General features: G+C 71.9%; 15 protein-coding genes. 12 read left to right on the top strand and 3 right to left on the bottom strand.

The genetic code is table 11. The annotated features are described in order from the left end of the window. The first annotated feature begins 169 nt into the window (after positions 1 to 169). The 10 genes from V6U82_RS16920 to V6U82_RS16875 all read left to right on the top strand — a co-directional run bounded on the left by V6U82_RS16920 (position 170) and on the right by V6U82_RS16875 (position 12,865). A complete protein-coding gene (locus tag V6U82_RS16920) occupies positions 170 to 2,599 on the top strand; it encodes a ricin-type beta-trefoil lectin domain protein (RefSeq protein WP_334462276.1) in 2,430 nt (809 codons plus the stop codon). 124 nt (positions 2,600 to 2,723) lie between these two features. Beyond that, on the top strand, positions 2,724 to 4,448 hold the full coding sequence (locus V6U82_RS16915) for a family 43 glycosylhydrolase (protein WP_128136899.1): 1,725 nt from the start codon (positions 2,724 to 2,726) through the stop codon (positions 4,446 to 4,448). A gap of 11 nt (positions 4,449 to 4,459) precedes the next feature. Next, complete coding sequence (locus V6U82_RS16910) at positions 4,460 to 5,584, top strand: RICIN domain-containing protein (protein ID WP_334462275.1); 1,125 nt, start codon at positions 4,460 to 4,462, stop codon at positions 5,582 to 5,584. Positions 5,585 to 5,689: 105 nt separating this feature from the next. Continuing rightward, the gene (locus V6U82_RS16905; protein WP_128136897.1) at positions 5,690 to 6,109 is read left to right on the top strand and encodes a PPOX class F420-dependent oxidoreductase; all 420 of its coding nucleotides are present in this window, start codon (positions 5,690 to 5,692) and stop codon (positions 6,107 to 6,109) included. 44 nt (positions 6,110 to 6,153) lie between these two features. Then, positions 6,154 to 6,744 (top strand): DinB family protein, encoded by a 591-nt coding sequence (locus V6U82_RS16900; protein WP_334462271.1) that lies wholly within the window; start codon positions 6,154 to 6,156, stop codon positions 6,742 to 6,744. 89 nt (positions 6,745 to 6,833) lie between these two features. After that, a complete protein-coding gene (locus V6U82_RS16895) occupies positions 6,834 to 8,645 on the top strand; it encodes a hypothetical protein (protein ID WP_334462268.1) in 1,812 nt (603 codons plus the stop codon). Positions 8,646 to 8,693: 48 nt separating this feature from the next. Further along, on the top strand, positions 8,694 to 9,695 hold the full coding sequence (locus V6U82_RS16890) for a glycosyltransferase family 2 protein (RefSeq protein WP_374226720.1): 1,002 nt from the start codon (positions 8,694 to 8,696) through the stop codon (positions 9,693 to 9,695). Between the two features lie 122 nt (positions 9,696 to 9,817). Then, positions 9,818 to 10,936 (top strand): SPFH domain-containing protein, encoded by a 1,119-nt coding sequence (locus V6U82_RS16885; RefSeq protein WP_442933442.1) that lies wholly within the window; start codon positions 9,818 to 9,820, stop codon positions 10,934 to 10,936. Continuing rightward, complete coding sequence (locus V6U82_RS16880) at positions 10,933 to 12,021, top strand: hypothetical protein (RefSeq protein WP_128136851.1); 1,089 nt, start codon at positions 10,933 to 10,935, stop codon at positions 12,019 to 12,021. The genes V6U82_RS16885 and V6U82_RS16880 overlap by 4 nt, the downstream gene beginning before the upstream one ends. Before the next feature lie 145 nt (positions 12,022 to 12,166). Next, the gene (locus V6U82_RS16875) at positions 12,167 to 12,865 is read left to right on the top strand and encodes a DUF4386 domain-containing protein (RefSeq protein WP_334462266.1); all 699 of its coding nucleotides are present in this window, start codon (positions 12,167 to 12,169) and stop codon (positions 12,863 to 12,865) included. Positions 12,866 to 12,871: 6 nt separating this feature from the next. On the opposite strand, the gene V6U82_RS16870 is transcribed toward V6U82_RS16875, so the two are convergent. Continuing rightward, on the bottom strand, positions 12,872 to 13,669 hold the full coding sequence (locus V6U82_RS16870; RefSeq protein WP_334462265.1) for an SDR family NAD(P)-dependent oxidoreductase: 798 nt from the start codon (positions 13,667 to 13,669) through the stop codon (positions 12,872 to 12,874). Positions 13,670 to 13,755: 86 nt separating this feature from the next. Between V6U82_RS16870 and V6U82_RS16865 the strand changes: the two genes are divergently transcribed. Further along, on the top strand, positions 13,756 to 14,607 hold the full coding sequence (locus V6U82_RS16865) for a helix-turn-helix transcriptional regulator (RefSeq protein ID WP_128136848.1): 852 nt from the start codon (positions 13,756 to 13,758) through the stop codon (positions 14,605 to 14,607). 74 nt (positions 14,608 to 14,681) lie between these two features. Here the strand turns inward: V6U82_RS16865 and V6U82_RS16860 are convergent, their stop codons facing one another. Together V6U82_RS16860 and V6U82_RS16855 are read right to left on the bottom strand one after the other, a co-directional pair. Beyond that, entirely contained in the window at positions 14,682 to 15,947 is a 1,266-nt protein-coding gene (locus tag V6U82_RS16860; RefSeq protein ID WP_334462263.1) for a cellulose-binding domain-containing protein, read from the bottom strand. 185 nt (positions 15,948 to 16,132) lie between these two features. Continuing rightward, positions 16,133 to 17,038 carry a DUF6745 domain-containing protein gene (locus V6U82_RS16855; RefSeq protein WP_334462261.1) on the bottom strand — a complete coding sequence of 302 codons (906 nt, stop codon included), beginning with the start codon at positions 17,036 to 17,038 and terminating at the stop codon, positions 16,133 to 16,135. Between the two features lie 144 nt (positions 17,039 to 17,182). On the opposite strand from V6U82_RS16855, the gene V6U82_RS16850 reads away from it, so the two are divergent. Continuing rightward, entirely contained in the window at positions 17,183 to 17,659 is a 477-nt protein-coding gene (locus V6U82_RS16850; protein WP_334462259.1) for an SRPBCC family protein, read from the top strand. Positions 17,660 to 17,686: the final 27 nt, after the last annotated feature.

The raw sequence follows: 17,686 nt of genomic DNA, 5'->3' as shown, positions 1-17,686 counted from the left end.
AATTAACACTGGTCGATGTTTGCGCTAACATCTACGGCTCCGCAGGCCACCACCACCAGCACCATAGGGCCGCTGGATTGCTCCTGTTAGCGTTTACACCGACGGCCACCCACAACTCGCGAGGCGCCGTCCGGACGGTCGGGTGCCCGCGCGTACCCGAGGAGCCGTCATGGTGATCCCCCGTCCCCGGTCCGCCCGATCCAGGCCGTCGCGTCTCGTCACACCCGCCCTCGCTCTCGCCTTGGCCGCCACCGGCGGCGGCCTGACGCTCGCCACGAGCCCCGCACAGGCCGCCACCTCGATCACCGTCAACGGCGCCTCCGGTGGCCAGACGTTCGACGGGGTGGGCGCGGTCAGCGGCGGCGGCGGCAACAGCCGGCTGCTGATCGACTATCCGGAGCCGCAGCGCGGGCAGATCCTGGACTACCTGTTCAAGCCCGGTTACGGCGCCGCACTGCAGATCCTCAAGGTCGAGATGGGCGGCGACACCAACTCCACCAGCGGCTCGGAACCGAGCCACGAGCACGTCCGGGGCGACCTGAACTGCAACCGCGGCTACCAGTGGTGGATCATGGAGCAGGCCAAGGCCCGCAACCCCGCCATCAAGCTGGCGGCACTGCCCTGGGGCGCTCCCGGGTGGATCGGCAACGGCAACTTCATGTCCCAAGACATGATCAACTACTTCGTGGACTGGCTGGGCTGCGCGCGGCAGCACAACCTGACCATGGACTACATCACCGCCGCCCAGAACGAGAAGCGGACCGACGCCAACTGGACCATCAGCCTGCGCCAGGCGTTGAACGCCAACGGTTACAGCGGTGTGAAGATCATCTACGGGGACGACTACCCGGGCAGCTGGGGCCCGGCGAACGCTGTCGCCAGCAACACCACGCTGCGCAACAGCATCGACGTGCTCAGCGGCCACTACCCGTGCGGATACCTCAGCGCGCAGACCACCTGCACCGTCTCCTCCACCGCCACCTCCACCGGCAAGACGCTGTGGAACAGCGAGGGCGGCTCCCAGGACTACAACGACGGCGCCAAGCCGCTGGCCCGCGGCATCAACCGCGGCTACATCGACGGCCGGATGGTCGCGTACCTCAACTGGGACCTGATCGCCGCCATCACCCCGAACCTGCCCTGGTCCACGGTCGGGCTGATCCTGGCCAACCAGCCCTGGTCCGGCTGGTACTCGGTCGGCAAGAACACCTGGGCGCTCGCGCACACCACGCAGTTCACCGCACCCGGCTGGCGCTACCTGGACTCGTCCTCGGGCTACCTGGGCGGCAACCGCAACAACGGCAGCTACGTGTCGCTGCGCTCGCCCACCACCGGCGACTACAGCACGGTCATCGAGACCATGGACGCGACAGCGGCCCAGCAGCTCACCGTGAACGTCACCGGCGGGCTGTCCACCGGCCAGGTGCACGTCTGGTCCACGAACCTGAACTCGACGAACCCCAACGACTTCTTCGTCCGGGGCGCGGACATCACCCCGTCGGGCGGTTCGTTCTCGCTCACCGTCCAGCCCGGCCACCTCTACACCGTCACCACCACCACCGGGCAGGGCAAGGGCACCGCGACCAGCCCGGCGCAGGGCTCGCTCGGCCTGCCGTACCGCGACGACTTCGACAGCTACGCCAGCGGGCGGTTCCCGAAGTACCTCCAGGACATGCAGGGCGCGTTCGAGACCGTCGGCTGCGGCGGCGGCCGGGCCGGCATGTGCCTGCGCCAGATGTCCGCGCAGGCGCCGATCACCTGGAAGACCCTCGCCGACCCGGCCACCTACGGCGGCAACCTGAGCTGGGGCAACTACACCGTCTCCGCCGACGTCCTGCTCGAACAGTCCGGCTACGCCCAGATCCAGGGCCGCGTCGGCACCACGAACCTCGACCCGATCGGCCGATACAACGGGTACTTCCTGCGGGTCACCGACGCCGGCGCGTGGTCCGTCCTGCGCAACAACACCGCCGGGCAGCTCGCCACGCTGCGCAGCGGGAACGTCGCGGCGCTGGGCACCAACCGCTGGCACAGCCTCGCGCTGGGCTTCTCCGGCACCACCATCACCGCGAGCATCGACGGCACGACGGTCGGCACCGTCACCGACTCCACGTTCGGCACCGGCCAGGTCGGCTTCGGCACCAGCCAGGGCGAGACCGCCCAGTTCGACAACCTGTCGGTCGTCGCCGGCCCGGGCGGCAACCCCGGCGGTACGAGCGGCGCGTGGCTCAACCCCAACTCGAGCCGCTGCCTGGACGTGCCGAACCAGTCCCAGACCAACGGCACGCAGGTGACGTTGTGGGAGTGCAACGGCGGCGCGAACCAGCAGTGGACGGCGACCTCCGGCCGGCAGCTCCAGGTGTACGGCAACAAGTGCCTCGACGCCGAGGGCCAGGGCACCTCGTCCGGCACCCGGGTCATCATCTGGGACTGCAACGGCGGCACCAACCAGCAGTGGAACGTCAACACCGACGGCACGATCACCGGCGTCCAGTCCGGACTGTGCCTGAGCCCGAACGGCGGCGGTACCGGAAACGGCACCCCGATCGTCCTGTCCGCCTGCACCGGCGGAGGCAGCCAGAAGTGGAGCCGGGCGTGACGGCCCGACCTTCGCCGACCGTACCCACCCGCCGCGGCGCGGCCTACCGGGGAGACGACCTGTGACCTCAACGCTATGGAGAACCGACCGCCGGACCAGACGATGGCTCGCGCTGGCCGTGACCATGCTCGCCCTGCTGGGGCTGGCCCCGGCCATCGCCGGAGGGCTGACCCCGACCGCCGCCCGGGCGGACAACCCGATCGTGCAGACGATCTACACGGCCGACCCGGCGCCGCTGGTCTACAACGGCCGGGTCTACCTCTACACCGGCCACGACGAGGACAACTCGACCTGGTTCACCATGAAGGAGTGGCGGGTCTTCTCGTCCGACGACATGGTCAACTGGACCGACCACGGGTCGCCGCTCAGCCTCGCCACGTTCAGCTGGGCCAAGCAGGACGCGTGGGCCGGCCAGGCGGTCCACCGCAACGGCAAGTTCTACTGGTACGTGCCGATGGTCGTGCGGGCGACCGGCCAGATGGGCATCGGCGTGGCGGTGGCGGACAGCCCCACCGGGCCGTTCCGGGACGCCATCGGGCGCCCGCTGGTGAGCAACGGTGAGATCGACCCGACCGTGTTCATCGACGACGACGGCCAGGCGTACCTGTACTGGGGCAATCCCCGCCTGTGGTACGTGAAGCTGAACGCGGACATGATCTCGTACTCGGGCAGCCCCACCCAGATCCCGCTGACCACGGCGGGCTTCGGAGCGCGGACCGGAGACGCGAACCGGCCCACCCTCTACGAGGAGGGGCCGTGGGTGTACAAGCGCAACGGCCTCTACTACATGGCGTTCGCGGCCAGATGCTGTTCCGAGTTCGTCGCCTACTCGACCGCGCCCGGGCCGCTGGGCCCGTGGACGTACCGCGGGACGATCATGCCGACCCAGGGCAGCAGCTTCACCAACCACCCCGGGATCATCGACTTCAAGGGCAACTCGTACTTCTTCTACCACAACGGCGCGCTGCCCGGCGGCGGCGGTTTCACCAGGTCGGTGGCGGTGGAGAAGTTCTCCTACGGCGCGGACGGCTCGATCCCCACGATCAACATGACCACCACCGGCGCCCCGCAGGTCGGCACCGTGAACCCGTACTCCCGGCAGGAGGCCGAGACGATGGCCTGGGGGCAGGGGGTCGAGACCGAGGCGTCCTCCCTCGGCGGGAGAAACGTCGGTTACATCGACAACGGGGACTACATCAAGGTCAAGGGCGTGGCCTTCGGCACCGGCGCGACCACGTTCACCGCCATGGTGGCCTCGGCCGGCAGCGGAGGGTCCATCGAGTTGCGCCTGGACGGCGTGACCGGCCCGCTGGTGGGCACCTGCCGAGTGACCCCCACCGGCGACTGGCAGACCTGGACCAACACGAGCTGCCCGGTCAGCGGCGCCACCGGCACCCACGACCTCTACCTGCGGTTCACCGGCGGCAGCGGCTCGCTGTTCAACATCGACCACTGGTGGTTCACCTCCGGCCTCAGCGGCACCCCGACGCCGGTCCCCCCGACGACCCCTCCGCCCTCCTCTCCCCCGCCGTCCACCACGCCGCCGCCGACCGGCGGCGCCTGCACCGCCACCTACCGCACCACCAACTCCTGGTCCGGCGGCTTCCAGGCCGAGGTCACCGTCACGGCGGGCGCCGCGGCGCTCAACGGCTGGTCCGTGCGGTGGAACCTCGCCGGTGGCCAGAGCATCAGCCAGGTCTGGAGCGGCACGCTGAGCACCAGCGGCTCCACGGCCACGGTCCGCAACGCGGCGTACAACGGTTCCGTCCCCGCGTCCGGCTCGACCACGTTCGGCTTCGTCGCCGACGGCTCGCCGTCCACCCCGTCCCTGACCTGCACCAGCCCGTGAGAGGAGCGTTCATGCGTACCGGAGTGAGGAGATGGCTCACCGCGGGCGCCGCGCTGGCGCTGCTGGCCGCCGGCGTGCTCACGCCCGCCGGCCCGGCGGGCGCCGAGTCCAACGGCGGCACCCGGGTGATGCCGCTCGGTGACTCGATCACCGAGGGCACCCAGGTGCCGGGCGGCTACCGGATCGGCCTGTGGCAGCGGCTGGCCGGCGGCGGCTACCGGGTCGACCTGGTCGGCTCCCAGTTCAACGGGCCGGGCAACCTCGGCGACCACGACCACGAGGGCCACCCCGGCTGGCGCATCGACCAGATCGACGCCAACATCACCGGCTGGCTGAACGCCTACCAGCCGCGCACCGTGCTGCTGCACATCGGCACCAACGACATCCTGCAGAACTACAACGTCTCGACCGCGCCGAACCGGCTCTCCACGCTCATCGACCGCATCACCGGCACGGCCCCGAACGCGGACGTGTTCGTCGCGCAGATCATCCCGCTCGCCAACTCCGGTCAGGCGGCGGCGGTGCGCACGTTCAACGCCGCGCTCCCCGGCATCGTGCAGTCGAAGGTCAACGCGGGCAAGCGCGTCCACCTGGTCGACCAGTACTCGGCGCTGACCACCGCCGACCTGATCGACGGAATCCACCCGACCGCCACCGGCTACGACAAGATGGCCGCGGTCTGGTACCGCGCGCTGCAGTCGGTGTCCGGCAGCATCGGCACGCCCGGTAACAGCGGGGGCACGTACCAGAACGTGCAGCTCGTCGGCGCCGGCTCGGGCCGGTGCCTGGACGTGCCGAACGGCAGCACCACGAACGGCACCGCGGTGCAGCTGTACGACTGCTGGGGCGGCACCATGCAGCGCTGGACCTACACCTCGGCCAAGCAACTGCAGGTGCTGGGCAACAAGTGCCTGGACGCCAGCGGGCGGGGCACCGCCAACGGCACCAGCGTGATCGTCTGGGACTGCAACGGCCAGCCCAACCAGCAGTGGAACCTCAACGCCGACGGCACGATCAGCGGGGTCCAGTCCGGGCGCTGCCTGGACGCGGCCGGCTACGGCACCGCCAACGGGACCAGGATCAATCTCTGGGACTGCCACGGCGGCTCCAACCAGCAGTGGAGCGTACGCGCCTGACCGGCACGAGACGGGCTCCCCGGCGGACGCCGCCGGGGAGCCCGTCCGGGCGGCGCCCGCCGCCATGACCAGCGGCGGGTCCGGCGGGTACGTACAGTGAGAGCCATGTCGAAGCCGCCGCTGCCCGAGCCCGCCGTCGCCATGCTGCGCAAGCCGAACCCGGCCGTCATCGCCACGCTGCGCGACGACGGCCAGCCGGTGTCCGCGGCCACCTGGTACCTCTGGGAGGACGGCCGCGTCCTGGTGAACATGGACGAGGGCCGCCGCCGGCTGGCGCACCTGCGCAACGATCCCCGGGTCTCCCTGACCGTGCTGGACGAGCAGGGCTGGTACACCCACGTCAGCCTCATCGGGCGCGTGGCGGAACTGCGCGACGACGAGGGACTGGCGGACATCGACCGCATCTCGCAGCACTACACCGGGCGGCCGTACCCCCGTCGGGACCGCACCCGGGTCAGCGCGTGGATCGAGATCGAGCGCTGGCACGGGTGGGGCGCGCACAAGGACAGCAGCCAGACCGGCTGAACGCCGCCCCCACGATGTCCGACCCGTACGGCAGAGTGTCGGGCATGACCGCACCGAAGGACCCGAAGCCCGCGTTGCACGCATACCTGCGCGGGATCCGGGAGGACCTGATCTGGAAGCTCGACGGGCTGAGCGAACGCGATGCCCGGCTTCCCCGCACCGCGACCGGCAACAACTTCCTGGGCCTGCTCAAGCACTGCCTCAACGTCGAGGCCGGCTACTTCGGGACCACGTTCGGCCGCGAGTTCCCCACACCCGGGGAGCTGGTCCCGGACGACGCGGTCGACGCGGACCCGCAGGCGGACTGGTACGCCCGGGAGGACGAGACCAAGGACGGGCTGATCGACCTGTACCGCCGCGTGGGGGCGTTCGCGGACCAGACGATCGAAGCGCTGCCGCTGGACGCGCCGGGGCGGGTGCCGTGGTGGGGGCCCGGCCGGCAGGACGTGACGCTGCACCAGATCATCGTGCACGTCTGCGTCGACCTGGCCCGGCACGCCGGTCACGCCGACATCATGCGCGAGCAGCACGACGCGGCGATCGGGCTGGGGCGGGACAACAGGAACATCCCCGGCGGCTACGACTGGCCGGCGTACGTCAGCAAGCTGACGACGCTCGCCGACCGGTTCGCGTAGCCGGCCCTTCCGGTACTCCGGCCGGAAGTTTCAACCATATTTCGGACAGCGGATCGACAGGACCAGCAGCATCGTGAAGCATCTATCCCATGAAGATCCGGCCCGCCGTCGCCCCGCCGACCGCTGAGGACACCGGTCCCGAGCAGCCTCCCGCCGACCGGCCCTCGGACGACCGCCCCTCCGACGAACGGCCTGCGGACGGCAGACGCCGGTGGCGGCCGAACCCGGAGTGGACGCTGGCGATCCTGGGCAGCCTGCTGCTGGCGGTGGTGCTGACCTGGCCGACGATGCGGCACCCGGCGACCACGATCCCCGGCGACCTCGGTGACCCGACATTGCAGGCGTGGCAGGTCGCCTGGTCCGGGCACGCGCTGCTCAACGACCCGGCCAACCTCTGGAACTCGAACACGTTCTATCCGGAGCGCTACACGTACGCCTACAGCGACACCCTGCTCGGGTACGCCCCGTTCGGGATGCTCGGCTCCGGCTTCGAGGCCGCCGTGATCCGCTACAACGTGCTCTACGTGCTGCTGCACGCGCTGGCGTTCCTCGGGGCGTACGCGCTGGCCCGGCAGCTCGGCGCGAACCGCTGGGGCGGTGCGGTCGCCGGGATCGCGTGGGCGTACGCGCCGTGGCGGCTGGCGCACTCCGGCCACCTGAACATCCTGTCCAGCGGCGGGATCGCGCTGGCGCTGGCGATGCTGGCGCGCGGTCACGGCTGGTCGCTGCGCCACGGCTACCGGCCGGAACGCCGCAAGCCCGGCTGGGCGGTGGCCGGGTGGCTCGTCGCGGCCTGGCAGGTCACGCTCGGCTTCGGCATCGGGCTGCCGCTCGTCTACTTCCTGCTGGCCGCCGTGCTGGTGGCGGCCGGCTGCTACGGCTGGTCCTGGTGGCGCAAGCGGGAGCGGCCCCCGTTCGGGCGGCGCTTGCTCGTCGCCGACCTGGCCGGCGGCGCCGTGTTCGGCACCGTGACGCTGCTGCTCGGGCTGGTCTACCTACGCGTGGTCGACCTCAACCCGCAGGCCGTCCGGTCGCTGGACTGGACCAAGATGTTCTCCCCTCCGCTGATCGGGTTCGTCACCGCGCCCGGCGACTCGTGGCTGTGGGGGGAACGGCACGCCGCCGCCCGGGAGCAGCTGACCTGGCCGCCGGAGATGGCGCTGCTACCGGGCATGACGCTGATCGGGCTGGCCGCGGCGGGGCTGTTCGTCTCGGCGTTCCCGGTGCGGCACCGCGTCGCGCTGGGGCTCGGCGTGGCCGGCACCGTGCTGCTGGGCCTGGGCGCCACGCTCGGCGGGGACGGCGACCCCGGCTACCTGACGTTGTCCACGCTCCTGCCGGGCTGGGACGCGTTGCGCACGCCGGGCCGGATGATGCACTGGACCAGCCTGCTGCTCGCCGTGCTGGCGGCCGGGCTGGTGACCGCGCTGGCCGAGTCGTGGCGCCGGCCCGCGGCCGCGCGCGCCTCCCGGGCCGTGGCGGCGCTGGTCCTGCTGGTGCCGCTCGCCCTGGTCACGCTGGAGGGCGTCAACCGCACGCCGCACCCGGCCGTGCCGACGCCACCGGCGGCGATGCGGACCGCGCCGGAGCCGATGCTGGTGCTGCCCGCCGGTGGGGTGGGCGACCTCAACTACATGCTGTGGTCCACCGACGGGTTCCCCCGGATCACCAACGGGCTCGGCGGTTTCGAACCGGTCACCCAGGCCCAGACGCGGGTCGCCGTGGCGACGTTCCCCGACGCGGGCAGCGTGGCCTACCTGCGCGGGATCGGCGTGCGGTCGGTCGTCGCGGTGCCGAGCCGCGCGGCGGGGACGCCGTGGGAGGGCATCGAGAACCGGCCGGTCGACGGGCTGGGCATCACCCGGGAGGATGTCGATGGCACGCTTGTCTACCGCCTCTGACGGCGCGGGCGCCGGGTGCGCGCACCCCGGCCGGGCGGGGTGAGCACCGTGCGGTTGTCGGTGGTGGTGCCCTGCTTCAACGAGGAAGCGTCGGTGGAGCGGCTGCACGAGATGCTCAGCGCCGCGCTCGCCGAGCTGTCCGACGTGGACGTCGAGGTGGTCTACGTCGACGACGGCAGCGAGGACGGCACGCTGGCGGCTCTGCGCCGGCTCGCCGCGGCCGATCCGGCCGTCTGCTACACGTCGCTGAGCCGCAACTTCGGCAAGGAGGCGGCCATGCTCGCCGGCCTGCGACGGGCCACCGGCGACGCGGTCGTCATCATGGACGCCGACCTGCAACACCCGCCGCGGCTGCTGCCCGAGATGGTGATGCTCTACCGCCAGGGGTTCGACCAGGTGATCGCCCGCCGGGACCGGCGTGGTGACCGGTTCATCCGGATGGTCGCGTCGCGCTCGTTCTACCGGCTGGTCAACTGGTGGATAGACGTCCGCCTGCTCGACGGCGCCGGCGACTTCCGGCTGCTGTCCCGGCTCGCGGTGAACGCGATCCTGGCGATGCCGGAGTACAACCGTTTCTCCAAGGGCCTGTTCTCGTGGATCGGATTCCGCACCGCGGTGGTGGCGCACCGCAACGAGACCCGGCAGGCCGGGCGCAGCCGCTGGACGTTCGGCAAGCTGTTCAACTACGCGTTCGACGGCCTGCTGTCGTTCAACAACCGGCCGCTGCGCCTGGCCATCTACGGTGGCCTGTTCCTCACGCTCATCGCGGTGGGCTACATGGCCTGGGTGGTCGCGGACGCCGTGGAAAAGGGCATCGACGTGCCCGGCTACACCACGATCATCGTCAGCGTGATCGGGCTCGGCGGCATCCAGATGATGATCCTCGGGGTGATCGGCGAGTACATCGGCCGCATCTACTACGAGACAAAACGCCGCCCGCACTATCTGGTGCAGGAGACCGAGCACGTCGTCGACACCCCCGGCCGGGTGTCCCGGATTCCGGAGCAGCGTACGGCCACAGGCGAATCGATGGCCGGCGAGACCGGCTGAGCGACCTCGATCGGTGACCGCCGATCACCTGCGAAAAGCTCTCTTTTCGCAGGTGGCGGGCGGTTGCTATGGTCGCCGCGACGCCGGAGACCGGCGCCGAGGAAAGGGTTGCGATGGGGCTGATGGACAAGCTCCGGGGCGAACTCATCGACATCATCGAGTGGCTGGACGACAGCCGCGACACGATGGTCTGGCGATTCCCCCGGTATCAGAACGAGATCAAGATGGGCGCCAAACTGGTCGTCCGGGAGTCCCAGACGGCGGTGTTCGTCAACGAGGGGAAGATCGCCGACGTCTTCGAACCCGGGACGTACACGCTGGAGACCCGTAACCTGCCGCTCCTGTCCACCCTGAAGGGCTGGAAGTACGGCTTCAACTCGCCGTTCAAGGCCGAGGTGTACTTCGTCAACACCCGGCAGTTCACCGACATGAAGTGGGGCACCCAGAACCCGGTCATCCTGCGTGACGCCGAGTTCGGCGTGGTCCGGGTGCGGGCGTTCGGTGCCTTCGCGGCGCGCGTGGTGGACGCGTCGCGGCTGCTGCGGGAACTGGTCGGCACCGACCCGCAGTTCCGCACCGAGGAGGTGCAGGAGTACCTGCGGCAGCTCATGGTGGGACGCCTGGGCGGCGCTCTCGCCACGGCCGGCGTGCCGCTGCTGGACCTCGCGGCGCACCAGGACGCGATCGGCCGGCGTCTGGCCGCCGTGCTGACCGAGGAACTGGCCGAGGTCGGTATCGCGATCCCCAAGTTCGTCATCGAGAACGTGTCGGTGCCGCCGGAGGTCGAGCAGGCGCTGGACAAGCGGACCAGCATGGGCGCGGTCGGCGACCTGGACCGGTACACCCGCTTCCAGGCCGCCAACGCGATGGAGGCCGCGGCGAACAACCCGGGTGGTGAGGCGGGCGCGGGCATCGGCCTGGGCCTGGGCATGGCGATGGGCCAGCAGATGGCCCGGTCCATGGGCGGTGGCGGGGCCACGCAGCCGGTGCCGGCTCCCGCGCAGCCGGCCGCCGCCGAGCCGCCGCCGCTGCCGGGCCAGGCCCAGTGGTACGTCGGCGTCGGCGGCCAGCGGCAGGGCCCGTACGACCTCGGCGCGCTGGCCGAGCAGGCGAATGCGGGCGCGCTCGGCGCGGACACGCTCGTCTGGCGTACCGGGATGGCGCAGTGGCAGCCGGCCGGGCAGGTGCCCGAGCTGGCATCGGTGCTCGCCAGCGTCCCGCCGCCGCTGCCGCCGCAATGAGCGACACGGCTGTCTCGCCGCCCTCCTACCGGTGCGGGGGGTGCGGCGCCCGGCTGGAGTTCGCGCCGGGCACGACCGCGTTGAGCTGCCCGTACTGCGGGCACCGGCAGGAGATCGCCGGCGCCGGCCGGGAGGTGCGCGAGCACGCGTACGCGGAACTGGCGTCGCTGCCCCGCAAGCCGGTGGCGAGCGTCGCCGCGCACACGTTCGTCTGCCCTGGCTGCGGCGCCCGGACGGAGAGCGACGCGCTGGCGCAGCGCTGCCAGTTCTGCGCCACCCCGCTGGTGGCCGACGGCGGGGCGGGTGAGCTGATCGCGCCGGAGGCGGTGCTGCCGTTCGCCGTCGACCGCAACGGCGTGCGGACAGCCCTGGGCCAGTGGTGCCGCAGCCGCTGGTTCGCGCCCGGGAGCCTGAAGAAGATCAGCGAGGCGGAGACGCTGAAGGGCACGTACCTGCCGCACTGGACGTTCGACGCGCGGACCGTGTCGGACTACCGGGGTCAGCGGGGCGAGCACTACTACGTCACCGAGACGTACACGGTGACCGTCGACGGCAAGCAGGAGACGCGGACCCGGCAGGTGCGGCACACCCGGTGGCATCCGGCCGCCGGAACGGTCCGCCGGGACTTCGACGACGTGCTGGTGCCGGCCACCACCCAACTGCCCACCGGGCAGCTGGACAAGCTGGCGCCGTGGCCGCTGGCCGAGGTGACCGCGTACCACGGTGACTACCTGGCCGGATACCAGGCCCTGCGGTACGACACCGAGCCCGAGGCGGGCCTGACCGAGGCGAAGGCGCGGATGGCGCCAATCATCGAGCGGGACTGCCGGTCGGACATCGGCGGTGACGAGCAACGGGTGTCCGCCGTGGACACCGTGTACTCCGACGTGTCGTACAAGCTGGTCCTGCTGCCGGTGTGGATCGCCGCGTACCTGCACGCGGGCCGGTCGTACCAGGTGCTGGTGAACGCGCGGACCGGCGAGGTGATCGGCGAGCGTCCCTACAGTACGGCGAAGATCGCGGCGGCGGTGCTGGCCGCGCTGACGCTCGTCGCGCTCGTGGTGGCGTACGCGATGAGCCGCTGACGCGTACGGGTCACCGGTGTGCCGCACCGGTGGCCCGTGCGCATCGCGCGAGGTGACTGTCCGAGCGGCCGATGCGCCGCCGCGCGGGTCCACAGCAGAGTGAGGGCACCACCACCATCGGCCGGGCGGCGTCGGAGGAGGCCCGATGGATCCACTGCGGAAGATCTCGCTGGTCGCCGGCGGCGCCTATCTGCTCACCTTCGTCTCGATCCCCACCGTCGGCCTGTACGCCCCGATCCGCGAGCCGGACTACGTCCTCGGCACCACATCGCAGGCCCCGGTCGTCCTCGGCGGCGTCCTGGAGATGATCGTCGCCCTCGCCTGCATCGGCACCGCCGTCGCGCTGTACCCGGTGCTCACGCGCCAGGGTCCGGCCCGGACACTGGGCTTCGCCGGCGCCCGGGTGCTCGAAGCCGCCGGCATCCTCGTCGGCGTCGCGAGCATCCTGACGCTCGTCGCGCTGCGGGACTCCGGCGCCGGGCCGGACGCGCTCGTCACCGGCCGGACGCTCGTCGCGTTCTACGACTCGGTCTTCCTGCTCAGCCAGGGTTTCCTGCCCGCCGTGAACGCGCTGCTGCTCGGGACGCTGCTGTACCAGTCACGCCTCGTGCCGCGCATCCTGCCGGTGCTCGGGCTCGCCGGCGCGCCGCTGCTCGTCGCCTCCGACCTCGGCACCCTGTTCGGCGCCTGGGACCGGCTGTCCCCGGTGGCGGCGGCCGCCGCGCTCCCCATCGCGGTGTGGGAGTTCTCGCTCGGTGTCTACCTGGTCGTCAAGGGCTTCCGGCCCTCCCCCGTGACGGCCGGCACGGCGGAGCCCCGGCCGGTCCAGGGCGCCACCGTCTGAGCCGGGTCAGGCCCGTGCGCCGCCGTCGACCCGCAGCACCGTACCGGTCACGAAGGAGGCGCGGTCGCTGAGCAGCCACGCGGCGGCCTGGGCGATCTCGTCGGGCTCGGCGGACCGGCGCAGCGGCGTGGCGGCCGCGAGACGGTCGATGATCCCGGGCGACTCCGCGTCCCAGGACCGCATCATCTCGGTGAGCGTGCTGCCCGGGGCGATCGCGTTGACGCGGATGCCCTCCGGCCCGTAGGTGACCGCCGCGGACTCGGTGAGGCTGTTGACCGCGCGCTTCATCGCCCCGTACGCGGGCAGTGCGGGGTTGCCCATCAGGCTGCCGACGCTGGAGTTGTTCACGATCGCGCCGGTGCCGGCGGTGGCCCGGATCGCGGCGACCTCGGCGACCATGGCGAGCCACGGTCCCTTCAGGTTGACGGTGTAGACGTGGTCGAAGTCGTCTTCGCGCACCCGGTCCATCGGTCCGGGCGGCACGATCGTCGCGCCGTTGTTGAAGGCGACGTCGAGGCGCCCGTACACCTCGACCGTGCGGTCGACGGCGGCGCGCACGCTTGCCGCGTCGGCCAGGTCGCAGACCACGTACCCGGCGGTGCCGCCCGCGGCCCGCACCTGCTCGGTCACCGCCTTCAACTGGTCCTCGGTACGGGCGGCGAGCAGCACCCGGGCGCCCTCGGCGGCGAACAGCCGGGCCGCCGCGGCGCCGATGCCGCGCCCGGCGCCGGTGATGAAGGCGACCTTGCCGGCCAGCAGGCCGGCGGTCGGGTGGACGGTCGTGTCGGTTCGTGTGGTGTCCATGCGGCAAGCCTGCGGCCGGTCGTGGAGCCCATCCAGGCACCGGCGGTACCTGGTTACGCGCCGCCGCCCGGGGGCACACTGGGGTCGTGGACCGACAGGAGCTGGCAGTGTTCCTGCGCAGTCGGCGGGAGCGGATCACCCCGGCCGACGTGGGCCTGCCCGCCGGACGGCGCCGCCGCACGCCGGGGTTGCGCCGCGAGGAGGCGGCGCGGCTGGCGTTCATCTCGACCGAGTACTACACCCGGCTGGAGCAGGGCCGGGGTCCGCGTCCGTCGCGGGAGGTGCTGGCCGGGCTGGCCCGCGCGCTGCGGCTGTCCGACGCCGAACGCGACCACCTCCACCACCTGGCCGGGGAGCCGCCGGGACCGCCGCCCGGGCCACCCCGGGAGGTACGGCAGAGCGTGCTGGACCTGCTGCACCGGCTGCCGCAGGCGGCGGCGTTCGTGACCTCGGCGGCGTTCGAGGTGATCGCCTGGAACGACCTCGCGGCGGCGCTCATGGAGGACTTCTCCGCAGTTTCCCGGCGGGACCGCAACCTGGTCCGCCGGGCGTTCCTCGGCCCGCACCTGCACGGCGCGGGGTTGTACGACGTGTCGGACGTCGGCGAGTTCGCCCGCCTCTCGGTCGGGCGGCTGCGTGCCGCAGCGGCCCGCTACCCGGACGACCCGGAGATGACCGCGCTGATCGCGGAGCTGCTCGCCGGGAGCGAGGAGTTCGCCCGGTTGTGGGCCTCCCACGAGGTGGGCGGCGCGCGGACGCTGTGCAAGACGTTCCGGCACCCGCTGGTCGGGCCGGTCACCGTCAACTGCGACGTCCTCGACATCACCGACCGCGACCAGCAGGTGGTCATCTACACCGCCACGCCCGGCTCCCCGTCGGAGGAGGCGCTACGGCTGCTCTCCGTGATCGGCACCCAGCGGATGACCGTCGAGCACTGACCGCCCGCCCTCGGTGGAACGCCACGGGTGCCTGCGATCGCGTTCGGCACCCGTGACGTTCCGCTCGCCAGGGGTCAGCAGCCGATGCGGGTGGATCCCATCGCCACGTCGTCGTACCAGAGGGTGTCGGCGCCGCCGCCGTAGCTCTCCCAGCCCAGCTTCAGGTCGGTGAGCTGCGGTCGCCAGGTGCGGTTGTACCACTGGCCGTCGATGTCGTGCGTCGGTACGCCGTCGGCGGTCAGCCCGGTCACGGCGACGCCGTCCAGCCAGGTACGCAGCTGACCGGCGGAGCCGTCCACCATGAACTCCAGGCAGGCCCAGCGGTTGGTGGGCAGCGGCACGCTCTGCGCCACCCCGGCCGGGCTCTGCTCGGGCAGCGTGGCGTCGTCGGAGGCGCGGTTCCACTGGAGCGCGCCGTTCTGTCCGCCCAGCCGCAGGTCCCGGTTGCCGTCGGCGGCATCGGACATGGTGATCATCGTGGTGTGGTCGGTGGGCTGGGCCGTGGTGTGCCGGACCCAGATCCGGGCGTACCGGACGCTGCCCAGGTTGCTGAGGTTCTTCGTGGTCCGGACGAACACGTGGTTGCAGTATCCGGCGGCGCCGTTGATCCGGACCGCGCGGCTGCCGCTGTGCGTGGTGGTCGTGTCGATCGTGGCCGTGCCGGCGCCGGAACAGTCAGGGCTCACCACGCTCCAGTCGCCCGACGGCGTCGAACCGGGCTGGTTCTCGAAGCCGTCGCAGAGCACCGCCCCCGCGCACCCGCTCGGCGGCGGGGTGGTCGGCGGCGGCGTCGTGGGAGGTGGGGTGGTCGGCGGGGCCGTCGTGGGCGGTGCGGTTGTGGGCGGGGCCGTGGTCGGCGGAGCGGTGGTCGGCACAGCGGTGGTCGGCACCGTCGTAGTGGGGGGCGGCGTGGTCGGGCCGGTGCCGTTGCACGGTACGCCGTTCAGGCTGAACCCGGTCGGCGCGCCGCCCGCGGTGCCGTACGTGCCCTGCACGCCGAACTCGGTCGAGCCGCCGGCCGGGATGCCGCCGTTGTACGACATGTTGCGCGCGGTCACCGTCGACCCGGACTGGCTCACTGTGGCGTTCCAGCCGTTCGTGACGCGCTCGTCCCCGGCGTACGTCCAGGTGACGGTCCAGCCGGAGACGGCTGTGTCGCCCGGTGACACCCTGATGTTCGCGGTGAACCCGCCGGGCCACTGGTTGGGTGTGTAGTCGACCCGGCAGCCCTGTGCGGCTGCGGCCGGGCCGGTGAGCAGGGCCGTACCGGCCGCGGTGACGGCGGCCAGCGCGGCGACGGCCGCCACGAGCGGGGCGGGGCGGGCACGGAGAATCGTCATGGGAAGTCCTTCGGCGTGGGACAGGGCGCAGCGACGCAGGTCCGGGACGGACGCCGCAGCGCGGGAGGGTGCGGCGCGGCGATGCGCCACGTGGTCGATGCGTACGACCGATGTGCCCGGCTCGAAGGCGGCCCGGTCAGCCGCCGGGGTCCGGTGTACGGACCTCGGCGGCGCCCGAGCCCAATCTATTTACCGTTGCCTATCCAATCAAGGCCTGCGCCCGCCCGTCGTCCCGGATCGGCGCCCGCGCCGCCCAGCGGCGGTTGCCAGCCGTCGCGATAACGCACACCACCGGGTCGCAGCCGGATCCGGTCGTGCGGCGTACCGGGGACCGGCTCGGTCCGGATCGCCTGTGGCCGGTCCACGACGACGCAGACCTCCTCACCCGGCCACCACCAGCCGCAGGAGCGGGCCAGGCCGGCCCAGGTGTCGAGGTGTCCGGCCTCGTCCGGCCCGTACCGGGCGAGGCCGAGCCGGCGCAGCGCGTCGTAGTACGCGATCCAGGACGCGTCCTGCTGCCCGTACCAGCACACGGGCACCGGGCCGTCGCTCGCGAGCGCCGCACGCACCGGCAGGTAGAACCCGTGCGCGAGGCTCCGGTGCAGCGCCGTCCGTACCCCCTGGTGCAGCACGACGGCGAGCGGTACGCCGCTGTCCAGCGCCCGCAACGGCGCCAGCTCGGGCCACGGCTCCTTGGCCTTGCCCGTGCGCGCGGGTGACAGCTCGGGATCGGTGTGCACGACGCCCGCGCTCAGCGCGCCTCGAAGCTGGGAGACGATCATGGCGATGTCGCTCGCCGGCAGCGGCGTCCGGGGCGGCCGTGCCGCCCGGACGCGTTCGTGGAGGTGGTCGAGGGTGGGCCAGCCGCTGACCAGGGCCATCGCCTTGTCCGGCGAGTCGACCCATTCGAAGCGGGGCCTCGGCCGCGACGCCCTCGCGTAGACGGCGGTCAGGCACCGCTCGGCGGCCGGCCGGTCCGCCGGTTGCGTGGACAGGGCGTGGCCGAGCCACTCCTGGCGGATCCCGACGGCCTGCTGCCACAGGTCGTGCGGGATCTTCGCGGCGTCGTCGCGCCGCGCGTGGGCGCTCATCGCGCCGGGGCGTCGCCGCCCTTCCGGTTGAAGATCATGGAACGACTCTGACGCACGTGACGGCGCCACTCAAGCGAATTCCGGTCCTCCTCGACGATCCGCTCGTGGCCCGGCGTGGTGCCTCCGGGCCATATAGTGACCCTCGTGGACAGTGACCGTCTGACCCGACCCCCTGCCATCACCGCGCAGATGCTCATCCGCCGGCCCGCCGCCGAGGTCTTCCAGGCGTTCGCCGATCCGGCGGTGACCACGAGGTTCTGGTTCACCGGGAGCAGCGGCCGGCTGGAACCCGGCGCCACTGTCACCTGGGAGTGGGGGATGTACGGCGTCTCCACTGTCGTGGCCGTCAAGGACGTGGAGGAGAACCGCCGCATCCTGGTCGAGTGGGATCCGGAGTCCCCCACCCAGGTCGAGTGGCGGTTCCTGCCGGGCGAGGACGACACCACGCTGGTCCGGGTCACCGAGACCGGCTTCGCCGGCAACGCCGACCAGGCCGTGAGCAAGGCGATCGACTCGATGGGCGGGTTCACCATGGTCCTCTGTGCCTGCAAGGCGCTGCTGGAGCAGGGTGTGCTGCTGAACGCGGTCGGAGACGCCCACCCGGCCGGCTTCGAGGACTGACCGCCGCCTGCGGCGGGCGGGCCGAGG

It is taken from the genome of Micromonospora sp. CPCC 205554 (assembly GCF_036902745.1).
Lineage (GTDB): Bacteria > Actinomycetota > Actinomycetes > Mycobacteriales > Micromonosporaceae > Micromonospora > Micromonospora tulbaghiae.
This window is presented reverse-complemented; position numbering and strand designations above follow the sequence as displayed.

Excerpts from the sequence above, each read along its gene's own strand:
- V6U82_RS16920 (WP_334462276.1), top strand. The coding sequence starts at position 170 with ATGGTGATCCCCCGTCCCCGGTCCGCCCGATCCAGGCCGTCGCGTCTC.
- V6U82_RS16915 (WP_128136899.1), top strand. The coding sequence starts at position 2,724 with ATGCTCGCCCTGCTGGGGCTGGCCCCGGCCATCGCCGGAGGGCTGACC.
- V6U82_RS16910 (WP_334462275.1), top strand. The coding sequence starts at position 4,460 with ATGCGTACCGGAGTGAGGAGATGGCTCACCGCGGGCGCCGCGCTGGCG.
- V6U82_RS16905 (WP_128136897.1), top strand. The coding sequence starts at position 5,690 with ATGTCGAAGCCGCCGCTGCCCGAGCCCGCCGTCGCCATGCTGCGCAAG.
- V6U82_RS16900 (WP_334462271.1), top strand. The coding sequence starts at position 6,154 with ATGACCGCACCGAAGGACCCGAAGCCCGCGTTGCACGCATACCTGCGC.
- V6U82_RS16895 (WP_334462268.1), top strand. The coding sequence starts at position 6,834 with ATGAAGATCCGGCCCGCCGTCGCCCCGCCGACCGCTGAGGACACCGGT.
- V6U82_RS16885 (WP_442933442.1), top strand. The coding sequence starts at position 9,818 with ATGGACAAGCTCCGGGGCGAACTCATCGACATCATCGAGTGGCTGGAC.
- V6U82_RS16880 (WP_128136851.1), top strand. The coding sequence starts at position 10,933 with ATGAGCGACACGGCTGTCTCGCCGCCCTCCTACCGGTGCGGGGGGTGC.
- V6U82_RS16875 (WP_334462266.1), top strand. The coding sequence starts at position 12,167 with ATGGATCCACTGCGGAAGATCTCGCTGGTCGCCGGCGGCGCCTATCTG.
- V6U82_RS16870 (WP_334462265.1), bottom strand. The coding sequence starts at position 13,669 with ATGGACACCACACGAACCGACACGACCGTCCACCCGACCGCCGGCCTG.
- V6U82_RS16860 (WP_334462263.1), bottom strand. The coding sequence starts at position 15,947 with ATGACGATTCTCCGTGCCCGCCCCGCCCCGCTCGTGGCGGCCGTCGCC.
- V6U82_RS16855 (WP_334462261.1), bottom strand. The coding sequence starts at position 17,038 with ATGAGCGCCCACGCGCGGCGCGACGACGCCGCGAAGATCCCGCACGAC.